Origin of the sequence: Amycolatopsis sp. WGS_07 (assembly GCF_045278895.1) — a bacterium.
GTDB lineage: Bacteria > Actinomycetota > Actinomycetes > Mycobacteriales > Pseudonocardiaceae > Amycolatopsis.
The window spans coordinates 7,097,863-7,113,340 of the sequence record NZ_CP136053.1; the positions used below are offsets into that span (position 1 = coordinate 7,097,863).

The window sequence follows — 15,478 nt, forward strand, 5'->3', positions numbered from 1 at the left end:
CCCAAGTCCATATTACGGAGCAATCCATGATCGTGTGGCCGCCTCCGGATTGCCCGGGGATCCTATGAGCGCCAGCGTCACCGGGCCGTCTCAGCCGCGTCACCTGTCCGGTTCGAGCAGCGTGTCCAGCCACGCCTGCACCGCGGCGTGCACCTCGTCGGCGGTGCTCGCGGCGAGCGGCGGGGCCGCTTCCGCGCCGGTCGTCCGGAGGATGCGCGCCCGGAAAGCGCCCGGCTCGCCTTCCGCCCACACGCGGAGGATCAGCGTGCCGGAGTGCTCGAAGGGTGCCTCCACAGCAAGCAGGATGCCGTGCCGCTGTCACTCCGGCGTTGCCGTCCCGTGTCCGCCGCCGTCGTCGGGAAAGCCGGGAACGCTCCGGTGACGCCCGCGTGACAGCCGGATCGCGGTGCGGCTACGCGGGCGGCGGCATCCTTTCCCCAGCGGGTCGGCAGCACGGAACCGGGGGAGGATTCGGATGGGCGACTTCGGCGTCATCGCCGACGTCTCGACGACCATCGTGGGGTCGCTGACGCGGGCGTTGCTCCCCCTCGGCGGCAGCCCGCCGCCGACCGCGGTCCTGCACGACCTGTCCGATCCGGTGAGCCCGCAGCCGCCGAAGCTCACGGTTTTCCTGTACGAGATCGCGGAGGACCCGGCGTCGCGCAACCGGCCGCCGGTGCGGTCGCTGCCGCCGGACCCGCCGACCACGCGCAAGCCGCCGATGGCGCTGCTGCTGCGCTACCTGATCACGCCGTGGGGCGGCGACCAGGCGACCCAGCAGCGGATGATCGGCCGCGCGCTGCAGGTGCTCTACGACGACGCGATCCTGGACGGTTCCGAACTGTCCGGAAGCCTGGCGGGGACGGCGGATTCGCTGCACGTCACGCTGACTTCGCTGACGCTGGACCAGAAATCCTGGGTCTGGTACGCGATCCAGAAGCCGTACCGGCTGTCGCTGAACTACGAAATCCGGGTGGTGAACCTGGACGTCGCCACGGAACTGGCGGTCCGGCCGGTGCTCACCCGCGTCATCGACGGGGTGCCGACGCCATGAGCCGTTTCCTGCCGCTGGAACGGTCGACGCTGTCCAGCCCGGCCTGGTTCGTGCCGTTCGACGACTACCGCCGGCACGTGCGTACCGCGGGCGTTTCGGTGCTGCTGGACCGTTGGCACGAGGGTGTCTGGGTCCCGCAGGACACCGCCGCCGTGCGCACGCCCAGCGCGGCTCTGGCGTATCCCGGACTGGGCAGGCACAGCGCTGGAGAACCGCGCCGCCACCGGGTCCGCTTCGTCGCTGCCGGGTACCAGCCGCTGTATCCGGCGGACGGCCAGCCGTTCTCGTCAGACGTTGTCGGCATCGAGTTCGTCGTGCGGTCCGAAGAAGACACGGCCGCACCGAGACTGGTCCGGCTGCTGCCCGCGGTCACGTTCCCGTATCCGCCGGGCGTTCGGACGGTGCACGGCGTGGTCCTCGACGCGAGGACGCGGGCCCCGCTGGAGAACGTGCTCGTCGAGGCGCGGGGCCGGGCGAGCCGGGATCCCGTTTCCTGGCACGAGCGCACGTTGTCCGGCGCGCGGGGCGCTTTCCGGCTGGCCCTGCGCTGGGAAGGCGAGAAGGCCGAGGAGCACGCCGTCGAGGAGACCTTCCGGCTGGAAGCCGTCCAGCGGCCGGGCCGGACCGGGGCGCTGGTGGTCCGGCTGCCCCGGGACGCCGGGACCCGGCAAGTCATCGAGATCCGCGAGCAGTGAGGAAGAAGTGAGGAGCCAGCCATGCCCGAGTATCTGAGCCCCGGGGTCTACGTCGAGGAGATCGACGCGGGGCCCCGGCCGATCGCGGGGGTGAGCACCAGCACGGCGGGCATGGCCGGGGTCACCGCTCGCGGCCCGTACGCCGGAAAGCCCAAGCTGGTCACGAATTTCCTGGAGTACCAGCGCCTCTTCGGCGGTTTCGTGCCGGAGCCGTCCGCCGCTGTGCGGGACGCCTGGGCGAACAACCCGACCGAGGGCGGCCGCTGGTGGCTGTTCCCCTTGGCAGTCAAGGGATTCTTCGACAACGGCGGACAGCGCCTCTACGTCAAGCGAGTGGTGAGCAAACAGGCGAAGCCCGCTTCGGGCGTGCTGGGAAAGGGCTTGGCGAGCCCGGTCGACGCGGACGCCGCGAAGGGCGCGACGAGCCTGCGCCTCGGCCACCTGATCGGCTTCTCCGGGGTCGGCCAGCAGCTCTCGATCGTCCGCGGCGACGACCAGCGGCCGATCGGCCCGGCGACCGTGACCGGCTACGACGTCGCCGCCCGGCGGATCGAGATCGACCCGCCGCTGCCCGCCGAGGTTCGCGCCTCCCGGGGCGACTACGTCCAGGCCGGACCGCGCAGCGACGACGGGACGATCGAGTTCTCGGCGATCAGCCCGGGCGCGTGGGGCGGCGACGTCCAGGTCCGGATCCAGCCGGTCGCCGGAGCCGCGCTTCCGGTGCTGGCGGACCCGCAGGAGGGCGCGCAGTTCGTGACCCGGCTCGTCGCGGACGCCGCCGCGGACAGCGCGACGGTCGAGGTCGCGGCGGTCTCCGGGCTCGCCGCCGGTGAACTCTGGGTGCAGATCGGGCCTCGCCGCTTCAAGGCTGACGCGAGCGAACCCGCGGACGGCAAGGTCACGCTGACCTTCGCCGCCGGGACCGCGCACCCCGCCTGGCGGACCGGGCTCGCGGTGCGCCGTGTGCGGCGGGCGAACACCGAAGCGGGACCGAAGCTGCGCATCGGCGGGGCGAGCAGGCTGTACCAGGGCGCCGTGGTCCAGTTCGACGACGGCGAGCACCTGAGCGTCCTGCGGGCCACCGCGATCGACGCGGACGTCGTTACGTTCGACGGGAACACGCCGCTGCTGTTCGAGACCGACCGGATCACCCTGGTCGAAGCCCAGGTCAACACCCGGTTCGCCAGCGCGGGCGGGGCTCCGGAGACCGAGGCGTTCGGCAATCTGCGCCTCGCCGGCGACCATCCGTCGAGCGTGGCCGCGACGCTCGCCAGCCGCTCCCGGCTGGTGAACGCGACGGCGCTGCCCGGACTGTCGCTCGACCCGGCGAAGTTCCCGTTGCCGGCTGTCGGGTCGTGGCTGAGCCTGACCGGCGGCGACGACGCGCACGGCTCGCTGAGCGTGGCCGACTTCGTCGGCGAGGACGGCGGCAGCGGGGCCCGCACCGGGATCGTCGCGCTGGAGGACATCGACGAGATCGCCGTCTGCGCGGTGCCCGGCGTGTGGTCGGGGACGGTCGAATCCGCGCTCGTCACGCACTGCGAACTGCTCAAGGACCGGTTCGCGATCCTCGACCCGCAGGACGGCCTCGACATCGAGGGGATACAGGCGTTCCGCGAGCCGTTCGACACCAAGTACGCCGCGCTCTACTACCCGTGGCTGGTCACCCGCGATCCCTCGACGAACCAGGACGTCCAGGTGCCGCCGTCCGGCCACCTCGCGGGCATCTACGCGCGCGTGGACGCCGAGCGCGGCGTGCACAAGGCGCCAGCCAACGTCGTCCTTCGCGGCGTGAAACTCACCGACGGCCTCGCCCAGGACGTCACCAAACGGCAGCAGGACGTGTTGAACCCCAAGGGAATCAACGCGCTGCGCTTCTTCCCCGGCCTCGGGCAGCGGGTGTGGGGCGCGCGGACGCTGTCCTCGGACAGTTCGTGGAAGTACATCAACGTCCGGCGGCTGTTCCTGTTCCTGGAGGAGTCGATCGACGAGGGCACGCAATGGGTGGTGTTCGAGCCGAACGACGAAGCGCTTTGGGCGCTGGTCCGGCAGACCGTCACGAACTTCCTCACCACGGTCTGGCGCAGCGGCGCGCTCGCCGGCACGACAGCCGCCGAAGCGTTTTTCGTCGCCTGTGACCGTTCCACGATGACCGAGGACGACCTGGCCAACGGCAGGCTCGTCTGCGTCGTCGGCGTCGCGCCGGTGTACCCGGCCGAGTTCGTGATCTTCCGGATCCAGCAGAAGACCCGCGAAACCCAGCTCGCCTGAACCGGCCCCCAGCAAGCAGCCCAGCAAGCAAGGAGAAGCCATGCCGCCCGTGATCAGGGACGATCCGTATGCGTCCTATAACTTCCAGGTCATCGTGACCAACGTCAGCGACGACGGGGTGGCGGTGAGCGGGTCCTTCGCCGAGGCGAGCGGGCTGGAACTGGAGATCCCGCCGATCGAGTACCGCACCGGCAGCGAGGACATCACCGTCCGGAAGATCCCCGGGCTGAAGAAGTTCACCAACATCACCCTCAAACGCGGCATCACCGGCCACGTCGGGTTCTGGAACTGGGTGGTCGAGGCGCTGAACGGCAAGGTCCGGCGCACGTCGGGTTCGATCGTGCTGCTGGACGAGAACCGCCAGGAGTCGATGCGCTGGAACTTCGACCGGGGCTGGCCGACCAAGTACACCGGACCGACGCTGAGCGCGGCGAAGAACGAGATCGCGATGGAAACGCTCGTGCTCGCCGTCGAGAAACTGGAAATCGACGTCTGACATGCCTGCCGAAGCCCTTCCGGGCGTATCACTGACGTTCGCGCCGCGCGGCGCGGTCGAGGAACCGCTGCGCACCGACGTGGCGGCGTTCCTCGGCCGGCTCCGCCGCGGGCCGGTGGGCGCGCCCGTGCGGGTGGAGAGCTGGAACGACGTCGTGGGCGCGTTCGGGCCGCCGGACGGCTCGGCGGCGACGCCGTACGCGCTGCGCGGCTTCTTCGAGAACGGCGGCCGGACGGCGTGGGTGCTGCGGGTCTCCGGCCCGGCGGAGCCCGCGAGTGCACTGTGGACGGTCGGGGACCTCGCCGGGTTCGCGCACCGGCGCTACCGTGTGGTCGCCGCCAGTCCCGGGGCGTGGGCGAACGGGACCCGCGTCGCGATCCGCTTCCAGTCCAGCACGGTCGCCGGGCTGCCGACGGTCGGCGTCCGGGTGCTCGTGCCGGGGGAGCCGCCCGAGGCGTTCGCCGGCATCCCGCCCGCTGAGGTGGCCGGGCGGCTCGCGTCGTCGCGGCTGATCCGGCTGGTGCCGGACGGCGGCGAGCCGGAACCCGGTCCGCGGGGCCCGATTTCGCGGTCGTGGGACCTCACCCTGACCGGCGGTGCCGACACGCCGCCGGGCCGAGCCGAGTACTCCGTCGCAGTGGCCGCGCAGGCGGACCTGCCCGAACCGGCGCTGGTGGCGCTGCCGGACCTCGGTGCCGATCTCGCCGGACCCGCCCACACCGACACCGTGCTGGAGCTGATGAGCAGCGCGCAGGCTTCGCTGGATCGCTTGGCGGTACTGGACATCCCGCCGCAGCTGTCCTCTGTGGACGACGCGGTGGCCTGGACGGAATCGCTGGCCGGCGACAACGCGCTGCTCAGCACGGCGGCGGTCTACCATCCGCCGCTGCGCGTGCCGGACGGGCTGAATCCGCGCATCGTCCCGGCGTCGGGGCATGTGCTCGGGGTGATCGCCCGGCTCGACGCCGAACGCGGAGCGCATCACACCCCGGCCAACGCGGTGGTGCTGGACGCGGTCGATCTCGCGGTCGAGTTCCCTGAGCCGCAACAGCTTCGGCTGTTCGACGCGGGCGTCGACCTGATCCGCTGCACCCGGGGCCGAGGGCTGCAGGTGTGGGGCGGGCGGACGCTCTCGGCGGACCCGCGCACGCGGTACGTCGCACACCGCCGCCTGGTGCACCTGCTCGTCCGGGCAATCCGGCGGGTGGCGAGCCCGCTGGTGTTCGACGTGGACTCGCCGGAGCTGCGGCTGACCCTGGTGCGCGCGCTGACTTCCGTGCTGCTGTCGGCTTTCCGCGCGGGCGCGCTCGCCGGTTCGCGGCCGGAGCAGGCGTTCCGCGTGGCGTGCGACGACGTGACCAATCCGCCGGAGCGGGATCCGGGACAGGTGATCTGCGAGATCGAGGTCGCGCCCGCGGTGCCGATGGAGTTCATCCGGCTGCGCCTCGTGCTCGGCCAGGACCGCAGCCTGGAGGTGATCGAGGCATGACGTCGCCGGATCCGCTGCCCAAGTACAGCTTCGTCGTCACCCTCGACCCGGGGGACGCGTATCTGCCGCCGGCGCAGGCGCTGCTGCTGCCGCTGGTCGCGGCGGGCGCGTTCCAGGAGGTCACCGGGCTCGGCGCACAACTGGAGGTGACGAGCTACGCCGAAGGCGGGCGCAACGAGACCACGCACCAGCTCCCGGTGCGGCACAAGTGGAACCCGATCACGCTGAAGCGCGGTGTGGTGCGCGATCCCGGGCTGTGGGCGTGGTACCAGGCCGGGCTGGCCGATTCGCTCGGCGCCCGCCGCGACGGCGCGGCGATCCTGCTCGGCCCGGACGGGGTCCCGGCCGCGGCGTGGGCGTTCCACGGCGGGCTCGCGTCGAAGTGGACCGGGCCGGACCTGCACGCCGAGCAGAACGCGATCGCCGTGGAGGCACTGGAAATCACGCACGAGGGACTGACGAAGGTCCTTTGACACAGCGCGAGCACATGGGGAGGAGAACGGCATGCCGAACGTGGTCATCCACAACCTCGAAGTCCGGTTCCAGGTGGACGGCGACGACGGGGCCGTGTTCACCCGCCTGTTCAACAAGCACATCCAGGCCTGGTCCTGGCTGTACGAGCGGGAATGCGCCCGGGCGGGCCACACCGCGGCCGAACGCCGGATCGGCGACCGGGAGGAGCACCAGTGACCGCCCCGGTGCCGTTCGCCGGGCAGGGTTCCGCGCTCGCCCGGCTGGAGATCGTCCGGCCGGAGATCGCCGACGAGCGGGCCCGGCGGATCCCGCTGCGGTTCAACCCGACCGACTACAAGCTGAGCAAGACCAGCACCTTCGCCGAGATCACCATCCCCGGGCTGGAAACGCCGCCGTTGCAGTACGTCCGCGGCGAGACCGAGACGCTCGCCGTGCAGGCGCTGGTGGACACCTCCGACACGCTGGAGAACGTCCGGACCGCCTACGTGGACGCGGTGCGGAACCTGCTGCGCCCGGACAGCCGGGAGCACGCGCCGCCGGTGGTCCGGTTCGTGTGGGACGAGGCGGTCTTCACCGGGGTCGTGGACAAGCTGGAGGTCGGCTACCAGCTGTTCCGGCCGGACGGGGTGCCGCTGCGCGCGATGCTCGACCTTTCGCTGAAGGAGTTCCGCCCGGCCGCCGCGCAGGTCGCGGACTCGCCGCGGTCGTCGCCGACGGTGGAGAAGACGTACGTGGTGCGCCGGGGCGACACGCTCAGCAGCATCTCCGCCGCGGTGTACCGGCGGCCCGGCGCGTGGCGGGAACTGGCGCGCGCCAACGGGATCGGCGATCCGCGCGACCTGCGGCCGGGGCGCGTGCTGACCGTGCCCCGGCTGGCGTGAGGAGCGCGCGATGAGCAGTCCGGCACCGGAGGTCGCCTCGCCCGACCGGTACGCGCCCGAGTTCGAGGTGCGGATCGAGGGCCTGGAACTGGATCCGTCCACGAAGAACGACATCATCGACATCAAGGTGAACCGCGACCTCGAGGAGATGTCCGGCTTCGACCTGACGCTGAACAACTGGGACGACGTGCACCTGAAGTTCAAGCACAGCGACTCGCCGCAGTTCAGGCTGGGCAGCCGGGTTTCCGTCCGCCTCGGGTACGCCGACCAGGTGCTGACCGTCGCCACCGGGACGATCAGCACGCTCAGCCCGAAGTTCGCCGACGCCGCGTCGCCGACGGTGGGCGTGAGCGGCGTGGACGGGATGCTGCGGCTCAAGGACCGCAAGCCCGCCGAGAACGAGGTGAAGATCTACCGCAACCTGCCGGACTGGCGGATCGCCGAGCAGATCGCCCAGCGCAACCACCTGCGGATCGTGGCGACCCAGGAGGGGCCGGTGCACGACGTCGTGGTCCAGAAGAACCAGGACGACGCGAGTTTCCTCATGGAGCGCGCGAAACGGCTGGACTTCGACTGCTATCTCCTGCCGGACCCGGACTCCGGCGAGGACACGCTCTACTTCGTCAAGCCGACCGACGGCCGCGACAGCCGCCCGATCCGCGTGTTCCGGCTGGCCTACGCGCCCGGCCTGACCACCGGCCCGGCCGCGCTGCCCGAGGGACTGGTGCCCAATCTGCTCGAGTTCACCCCGACGCTCACGCTGTCGAAGCAGGTCGGCAAGCTCACCGTGCGGGGCTGGGATCCGCGCACCAAACAGCCGTTCGCGTTCACCGCGACCGCGGAAAACCTTCCGGCGGGCCAGAACTCGGCCGACGGGCAGAGCGGGCCGGAGACCGCGGACGCCACGCTGGGCGGGCGGCAGGACGTCGTGGTCGACGCGCCGGTCACCAGCGATCAGGAGGCGCGCGAGCTGGCGATCAGCCTGCTGCGGGAACGGGCGTACGAGTTCATCACCGCGACCGGCCGGGTGGCCGGCCTGCCCGAACTGCGGCCCGGCGACAACCTGGAGGTCTACGGCCTCGGGAAGCGGTTCTCCGGCACGTACTTCGTCAAGCGCGTCGAGCACACGCTCAACACCAGCGGGTTTTTCACCTCGTTCACCGCACGGCGGATCCACCAGGGGGACAAGTGACCAGGACCGCGCCCCGCGCGCGCACCACGGACCGGCGTTTCTACGGCGTCGTCGAGGCCATCGTCGAGGAGAACGAGGGCGACGACGAGGGTCGGGTGAAGCTGAAGTTCCCGTGGTTCGACGGGACCACGGTCACCGACTGGTGCCGGGTCTCGCAGCTGTACGCGGGCAACGGCTACGGCTCGCTCTTCGTACCGGAGAAGGGCGACGAGGTGCTGGTCGCGTTCGTGCACGGGGACATGCGGTTCCCGATCGTGCTCGGCGGACTGTATAACGGCGTAGACAAGCCGCCGTCGGCGCGTACGGAGGGTCGCGACCAGAAGCTGATCCGGACCAAACACGGCCACGAGGTCCTGCTGGACGACACCGGCGGAAAGGCCGCGGTGCGGGTGAAATCGGCCGCCGGGCACGTCGTGGAACTCGACGACGAGGGCAAGGCCATCCGGATCACCGCCGCGGCCGGCGGGAGCGTGACGGTGTCGGCGGACGGCGAGGTCACGCTCAAGGCCCCGAAGGTGACCATCGATTCGTCCGCCATCGATCTCGGCGGCGGGGCCACCGAACCGCTCGTGCTCGGCAACGCGCTGCTGCGGGCGTTCAACACGCACACCCATCCGACGGCGGGAGCGCCGCCGGCTCCGCCGCTCACCCCGGATGTGCTGTCGAAGAAGGCGAAAACGCTATGACCAGTCCCGAATTCCTGGGTACCGGCTGGCGGTTCCCGATCCTGCCGGACGAGGCCGGGCGGCTCGGTTACGCCGTCGGGGAGCAGAGCGTCGAACACTGCCTGCGCGCTTTGCTGCTCACCGCCACCGGCGAGCGGGTGATGCGGCCCGATTTCGGCACCCGCGCGCAGGAATCGGTGTTCGCGCCGGGCAGTGTGCAGAGCCTGCGCGATCTCGAACATTCGATTGCCGCGGCGGTGCGCACGTACGAGCCGCGGGTGGAACTGGACGAGGTCCGCGCGGAAACGGACCCGGCCGAGGAATCCCGCGTCACCGTCTCGGTGGTGTACCGGATCCGGAGCAGCAACACCAAGGCGAACCTGGTGTTCCCGTTCTACGTCGGCCTCGCCGGGAGCACGCCGTGACCCTGCCCGCGCCGAAGCTGGACGATCTCACCTGGGCCGACATGATGGCGGCCGTCCGCCGCCGCATCCCGGCGGAATCCGGCGGCACGTGGACCCTCCACGCACCGTCGGATCCCGGCCTCACCCTGCTGGAGCTGTTCGCGTATCTGCTGGAACAGCGCCTGTACTGGCTGGACCAGGTGCCGGACGCGCTGGTGCTGGCCCTGCTGCGGCTGCTCGGGCTCGACCCGCCGCGCCCGGCTGTCGCCGCTGCCACCGTCCTGCGGCTGAATGCGGAACAGCCCGGAAGGCCGGTGCCCGTCGTGCCCGCCGGAACGGTGTTGTCCCGGGATCCGTCCGGGGCGGTCGCTTTCTCGCTCGACGACGACGTCGCGGTCTTCCCGCTGGACGGCGAGGTGACCGTGTGGACCGATCGCGACCGCACCGCGGATCTCCGCGCCCGGCGCGGGGTTCCGCTGCTGACAAGCGACGGTTCAGCGGCCCGGTTCACGCTGCCGTTCACCGGCGCGTGGCCCGCTCCCGGCTGGCTTTCCCTGCTGGTCGAACTGGAAACGCCCGCCGCGTCGCCGCCGTCGTGGTCGCCCCGCGCGGTCCCCGAGGTGGCGCCGCCCGCCGAGCTGGTCTGGTCGTGGTTCCGCCCGGGCACCGGGATCTCCGGGGCTTTCGAAGCGGTCAAGGACGGCACCGCCGGACTCCGGCGCTCCGGCGTCGTCCGCCTCCGCCCGCCCGCTCGCTGGTCCACTATGGACACCGGGTTGCTGGTCTCGACCTCGGCCGCCACCTTCGCCGCGCCGCCGCGGCTGCTTCAGGTGGCGGTGAACGTCTCCGCCGCGCGCCACCGCGAGGACCGGGTCGCGACCGGGGCCGAGCTGGGCGAGCAGATCGCGAAGTGGCTGAAGCTGCCCGGTTCGCGGCTCGTCCTGCCCGACGCGGCGGACCGGCTGCTCGACGCGACGCTGCGGCTCGCGGGTGACGAATGGCAGGCGGTGCCGGACTTCACCTTCGGCGCGTCGGCGGACCGGATCTTCGTCACCGACCGGGCGGACGGCGCGCTGGTCTTCGGCGACGGTCTCACTGGACGCGTCCCGTGGCCTTCCGGCGACGTCGAGGTCCGCTACACCATCGGCGGCGGCCGGGCCGGAAACGGCGGGATGACGGCGAACTGGCTGCCCGTCGGCGATTTCGAGGGCGCGCTGGCGGCCGCCAACGTCGTGCGGGCCGAGGACGGCGAGGAGCCGGAAACCATCGCCGACGCCCGCCGCCGGGCGGCCGGATCGCTGGGCGAGGTGACCCGCGCGGTCACCGCCGAGGACTTCGTGACACTCGCCCGGACTACCCCGGGAGTGGCGGTCGCCCGCGCGTACGCCGCGCTCGGCGAGCATCCGGGCTTCCCGTGCTCGCAGGTGCCGGGCGCGGTGACTGTCCACATTGTCCCGTCGGTGCCGCGCGCCGATTTCGCCCGCGAGGATTTCGTCGCCGCGCCCGAACCGGATCCCGGCATGGTGTGCGCGGTCGCTCGCCGCCTCGCCGAAGCGCGGCTGGTGACCTCGGAGGTTTTCGTCCGCGGCCCGGTCTATCGGCGGGTTTCGCTGCGCGTCGATCTCTCGGGCGACCCGGCCGACCGGGCCCGGGTGTCCACTGTGGCCAGTGCCGCCTTGCGCCGGTACCTCGACCCGCTCCTCGGCGGAGACGAGGGGAGCGGCTGGCCGTTCGGGGAACCGCTGCGGCAGTCGGCGCTGCTGCGGGCCGCGCAGCGGGCGCTGGGAGATCTGGCCGATGTAGACGCGGTGGCGATCGGCCTCGACGGGGCGGAGCCGGTGCAGGACTGCCGCGAGGTTCCGTTGCGCCCGGGCGACCTGCCGGTGCTGGGCGCGGTGCGGGTGCGGGTTGTTCCGGTGGCCGGGGTGAGGGAGGGGTTGTCGTGACCGGCGCGGTGTGGTGGGAACGCGAGACGTCCGGCGAGGGCCGGATCGTCCCCGGCCCAGGTCCGACCGGGGTCCAGCCCGAACTGCTCGACCCGACCCGGGAGTCCGTACGCGCGGCCGTCCGCGGCCGGATCGCCGGCTACACCCCGGACTGGACCGGTCCGGACCGTCAGGACGCCGGGGTCGCGCTCGTGCGGCTGTTCGGCACGCTGGCCGAACCGGTGCTCGCCCGGGTGAACCGGCTGCCCGAGAAAGTGCTGGCCGAGCAGCTTGCCACGGCGGGCGTCCGGCGGCGGCCCGCTGGGGCGGCGGCCGCGCTGCTGGAGTTCACGGTGAATCCGCCGGACGGCGCGTCGGTGCTGATCCCGGCCGGCTTCCAGGCCGTCGCGACCGCTGCGGGCGGACAGGTGATCTACGAGACCGACCAAGACCTGTACGCCACTCCGGCCGCGCTCGGGGCCATCGCGGCGCAGGACACAGCGGGGCTGGAGTCGATCCCGCTCGGGCCCGCCGGGCCGGGCAGGCCGTTTCCGCCGTTCGGCCGCGAACCGCGGCCGGGCAACGCGTTGTGGCTTGGGCTGAGCGGCGCGGCGAGCCCGTATCCCTTGCTGTCGCTGGGTTTCGTCGTCGACGCGGCAACCGCTGACACCGCGCCGCTGCTGCGCTGGGACATCCTGGACGGCACTCGCTACGTGCCCGCCGAGGTGGTGCGCGACGAGACTCGCGGGCTGCGGACGAGCGGGACGGTGGAGCTGCGGATTCCCCGCACCTGGGCTCCGGGCGTTCCGCCGGGGGCTCGGCCGGGCCCGGCGTTGCGCTGGCTGCGGCTGCAGATCGCGCACGGCGAGTTCGGCGGTCCCGCCCCGGTACTGGCCGGGAGCCGGTTGAACATGGTCGCGGCGACCGCGGCGCGCACGATCCGGGACGAGCCGCTGATGCCGATCCAGGACCCGGCCGACTCCGGCCGCCGGCGGATGCGGTTGAGCCAGGTGCCGATTCTCGCGGGCTCGGTGGTGATCGAGGTCGACGACGATCCCGGCGGCGACGTTTTCGGCACCACGAAGGGTTCCGGGGCACGGTGGACCGAGGTGGAAAGCCTGGCATCGGCCGGCGCGGACGACCGGGTCTTCGCGGTGGACCACGAGACCGGCGAGGTGAGCTTCGGCGACGGCGTGCACGGTGCGGCCGTCCCACCCGGGTTCCGCAACGTCCGGGCGGTGCGGTACCGCGTGGGCGGCGGCAGCGCTGGTGCGGTGCCGGTGCGCGCGGGCGCGGTCAACGGCGTCGTGACGGCGTTGCCGTTCGTGAGCCGGGTCAGCAACCCGTTTCCCGCGTCCGGCGGCACGGATCCCGAGCCCGACGCCGACGCGATCCGCCGTGGGACCGCGGAGCTGCGCGCCCGCGGACGGGCTGTGGCACCGGCTGACTACGGTCTGCTCGCCACCCGCGCGCCCGGCGCGTCGGTGGCCCGCGCGCACGGCGTAGCCGGGCTGCATCCAGACTTTCCCGGTGCGCCGATCCCCGGCGTGGTCGGAGTGCTCGTGGTGCCGCCGCTGGACGATTCCGGGGAACCGCCGGTGCCCACGGCCGCGACCCTGCGCGCGGTGGCTGGCTTCTTGACGCGCGAGGTCGCGCCCGCCGGGGTCACCGTGGTGGCGGCACCGGCCCGGTTCCACCGGGTGGCGGTGGAGGCATGGGTCAGCCTCGATCCGGATCAGGAGCGGGCCGCCGTGCTCGCCCGGGCGAGCGACGCGCTGACGACGTACCTGGATCCGGTGCGCGGCGGCGAGGACGGCGCGGGCTGGCCGTTCGGCGGCGCGCTGCGGCACACGTCGCTGGTGCGCCGCGTCCTCGCCAGCGACGGAATCCGCGCGGTGTCCCAGCTTTCGCTGGTCGTCGACGGGCTGCGGCTGCCGCCGTGCACCGATCACGCGCTCCCGCCGCACACCCTCGTCTGGCCGGAACGGCCGTTGCTGATCCCGGTGGGAGGCCGATCGTGACCTGCGGACAAGCACCCGCGACGTTCCGCCTGCTCGACGCCTACTCCGGGTGGGACGAGCAGGAAGTCCACGACCTCGCCGGATTCGCCGACCCGGCCGGAGTCCGCCTCGCCCGCCCCCGCCCGGGGCCGTCGAGGGCCGAGCTGCTGCCCTGGTTCCCGGACTCTCGCCTGGCCCCCGGATGCCAGCCGTGCTCGTGGTACCTGCTACTGCCCGAACGCCGGGAACTGCTGCGCCGCGACACCTGCGGCGCCTGGACGCCGGTCCGGCTTGGTTGCGATCGTACGCCGGTATCCGTTGCGGCACGGGCACATCGGCTCGCCGTGGTGGACGACGGCCGCGTCCGTGTGTGGCGGCGCGAGGGCGAGCAGCTGGCCGGGGTGATTGAGATTTCCCGGCCCTCGCTGGCCGCGCTCGGCCCCCGCGACGAGGTCCTCGTGGCCCGCGAAGACAGCACGGACCTGTGGCGGTTCGGCTCGGACGGCTCGCCGCGCGGCGTCCTCCAGACCGGCGTGCCCGGCCGGATCATCGGCCTGCGGACCGGCCCGCACCGGACGATCTGGCTGCTCGCCGAGGACAGCGACGGACTCCAGATCTATCGCGGGGGAGCGCACCGTCCTTTTGAGACGTCCACAATAGACAAACTAGCCGCGCTCCGGCCGAGCACGCTGATCGCGGCGGACGACGTCGGCTTCTGCCTGCGGGAGAACGGCGAGGACGGCGTCCAGACCACGTGCTGGACCTGGCAGGGCGAACTCCGCACCGAGCCGCCGCCCGAAGCCGTCCAGTACCTGACCGCCGGGTCGTACGTCAGTGCCCTGATCGACAGCGGAATCTCGCGCTGCCGATGGCACGGCGTGCGCGTCGAGGCTGAGATTCCTGTCGGCACAGCGGTTTCGCTCGATCTCGTCGTCACCGAGGACGGCCAGTTCGCCGACAGCGACTGGCAGACCGCGCCGCCGGGCGTCACCGACTTCCTGGTCCAGCAGCCGCCCGGCCGCTACCTCAAGCTCCGGCTGCGCTTGTCCGGCGACGGGCGGAAAACCCCGGTCGTCCGCCGCGTGCGGCTCGATTTCCCCCGGTCGACCAGCGCGGACCTGCTGCCGCCCGCGTTCCGGCAGGACCCCGCCGCGGACGATTTCACCGAGCGGTTCCTGTCCCTGTTCGACGCTTCGCTGGCCGAGATCGACCGGGTCATCGAGCGGTACCCGGCGCTGCTGGACCACGCGGGCGTGCCGGACCGCGTGCTGCCGTGGCTGGCCGGGCTGCTCGGCCTGTCGTTCGAGGCGGGCTGGGACGCGCGGACCCGCCGCGAGCTGGTCGCCGCGGCCCCGGAGCTGTACCGGCGGCGCGGAACCCCGTGGGCGCTCAAGAAAGCGGTGACCATCGTCTTCGGGGCCGAACCGGTGCTCGACGAGCTGGCGAAGGACCGCCGCTGGGCGCAGGTCCGCGCGGCGGCCACCGGGTCCGGGCCGGGGCTGGGTTCGGTGCGGCTGTTCGGCCGGTCGTCGAGCCGGTTCCGGATCGGCGGGTCGGCGCTGGGCGGCGCGCCGCTGCGGGCGTTCGGCGACCCGGACGACGACCCGCTCACGGCGCACGCGCACCGGTTCCGGGTGCTCCTGCCCGCCGGAGCCGCGGACGAGGAAGCGGTGCGGCGGCTGGTCGAGCGGCAGGCGCCGGCGCACACGAGGGCGTCAGTCCGGATCGGCGGGCGGGGGTTCGTGGTGGGCGCGCAGTCCGCCGTCGGCGTGGACACCGCGTTCGTCCCGCTGCCTCCGCCGGTGTTGGGCCGGGGACTGCGCTTGAACCACGACGGCGTGCTGCGGCCGGGGCGCGCGGGTCCGCGCCACGCGGTGCGTCCAGGCGTGACCGCGGCGGTCGGCGTGCACACACAGGTGTTCTGAGAGGGCA

General features: G+C 72.5%; 15 protein-coding genes. 14 read left to right on the forward strand and 1 reads right to left on the reverse strand.

Annotated features, from left to right (window positions below):
* Positions 1–99: 99 nt before the first annotated feature.
* Positions 100–294 (reverse strand): hypothetical protein, encoded by a 195-nt coding sequence (locus RPX00_RS33355; RefSeq protein ID WP_406631322.1) that lies wholly within the window; start codon positions 292–294, stop codon positions 100–102.
* 181 nt (positions 295–475) lie between these two features.
* Between RPX00_RS33355 and RPX00_RS33360 the strand changes: the two genes are divergently transcribed.
* From RPX00_RS33360 to RPX00_RS33425, 14 genes are read left to right on the forward strand one after another with little or no spacing between them, the layout of a single operon-like run.
* The gene (locus RPX00_RS33360; protein ID WP_406631323.1) at positions 476–1,054 is read left to right on the forward strand and encodes a DUF4255 domain-containing protein; all 579 of its coding nucleotides are present in this window, start codon (positions 476–478) and stop codon (positions 1,052–1,054) included.
* On the forward strand, positions 1,051–1,749 hold the full coding sequence (locus RPX00_RS33365) for a carboxypeptidase regulatory-like domain-containing protein (RefSeq protein ID WP_406631324.1): 699 nt from the start codon (positions 1,051–1,053) through the stop codon (positions 1,747–1,749). The genes RPX00_RS33360 and RPX00_RS33365 overlap by 4 nt, the downstream gene beginning before the upstream one ends.
* A gap of 21 nt (positions 1,750–1,770) precedes the next feature.
* On the forward strand, positions 1,771–4,020 hold the full coding sequence (locus RPX00_RS33370) for a phage tail sheath family protein (RefSeq protein ID WP_406631325.1): 2,250 nt from the start codon (positions 1,771–1,773) through the stop codon (positions 4,018–4,020).
* Positions 4,021–4,060: 40 nt separating this feature from the next.
* The gene (locus RPX00_RS33375; RefSeq protein WP_406631326.1) at positions 4,061–4,516 is read left to right on the forward strand and encodes a phage tail protein; all 456 of its coding nucleotides are present in this window, start codon (positions 4,061–4,063) and stop codon (positions 4,514–4,516) included.
* 1 nt (position 4,517) lies between these two features.
* Complete coding sequence (locus RPX00_RS33380; RefSeq protein WP_406631327.1) at positions 4,518–6,005, forward strand: phage tail sheath family protein; 1,488 nt, start codon at positions 4,518–4,520, stop codon at positions 6,003–6,005.
* Positions 6,002–6,478, forward strand: coding sequence for a phage tail protein (locus RPX00_RS33385; RefSeq protein ID WP_378302597.1), 477 nt, complete (start codon positions 6,002–6,004; stop codon positions 6,476–6,478). The genes RPX00_RS33380 and RPX00_RS33385 overlap by 4 nt, the downstream gene beginning before the upstream one ends.
* Positions 6,479–6,509: 31 nt before the next feature.
* Positions 6,510–6,695 carry a putative phage tail protein gene (locus tag RPX00_RS33390; protein WP_406631328.1) on the forward strand — a complete coding sequence of 62 codons (186 nt, stop codon included), beginning with the start codon at positions 6,510–6,512 and terminating at the stop codon, positions 6,693–6,695.
* Complete coding sequence (locus tag RPX00_RS33395; protein ID WP_406631329.1) at positions 6,692–7,360, forward strand: LysM peptidoglycan-binding domain-containing protein; 669 nt, start codon at positions 6,692–6,694, stop codon at positions 7,358–7,360. The genes RPX00_RS33390 and RPX00_RS33395 overlap by 4 nt, the downstream gene beginning before the upstream one ends.
* A 10-nt stretch (positions 7,361–7,370) precedes the next feature.
* Entirely contained in the window at positions 7,371–8,552 is a 1,182-nt protein-coding gene (locus RPX00_RS33400; RefSeq protein WP_406631330.1) for a phage late control D family protein, read from the forward strand.
* Positions 8,549–9,238: a phage baseplate assembly protein V gene (locus tag RPX00_RS33405; RefSeq protein WP_406631331.1), complete on the forward strand. Its 690-nt coding sequence runs from the start codon at positions 8,549–8,551 to the stop codon at positions 9,236–9,238. The genes RPX00_RS33400 and RPX00_RS33405 overlap by 4 nt, the downstream gene beginning before the upstream one ends.
* The gene (locus RPX00_RS33410; RefSeq protein ID WP_406631332.1) at positions 9,235–9,642 is read left to right on the forward strand and encodes a GPW/gp25 family protein; all 408 of its coding nucleotides are present in this window, start codon (positions 9,235–9,237) and stop codon (positions 9,640–9,642) included. Before RPX00_RS33405 ends, RPX00_RS33410 begins: the two co-directional genes overlap by 4 nt.
* The gene (locus RPX00_RS33415; RefSeq protein ID WP_406631333.1) at positions 9,639–11,567 is read left to right on the forward strand and encodes a baseplate J/gp47 family protein; all 1,929 of its coding nucleotides are present in this window, start codon (positions 9,639–9,641) and stop codon (positions 11,565–11,567) included. Before RPX00_RS33410 ends, RPX00_RS33415 begins: the two co-directional genes overlap by 4 nt.
* A complete protein-coding gene (locus tag RPX00_RS33420; protein WP_406631334.1) occupies positions 11,564–13,567 on the forward strand; it encodes a putative baseplate assembly protein in 2,004 nt (667 codons plus the stop codon). Before RPX00_RS33415 ends, RPX00_RS33420 begins: the two co-directional genes overlap by 4 nt.
* Positions 13,564–15,471, forward strand: a complete 1,908-nt coding sequence (locus RPX00_RS33425) for a phage tail protein (RefSeq protein WP_406631335.1) — start codon at positions 13,564–13,566, stop codon at positions 15,469–15,471. Before RPX00_RS33420 ends, RPX00_RS33425 begins: the two co-directional genes overlap by 4 nt.
* Positions 15,472–15,478 lie beyond the last annotated feature (7 nt).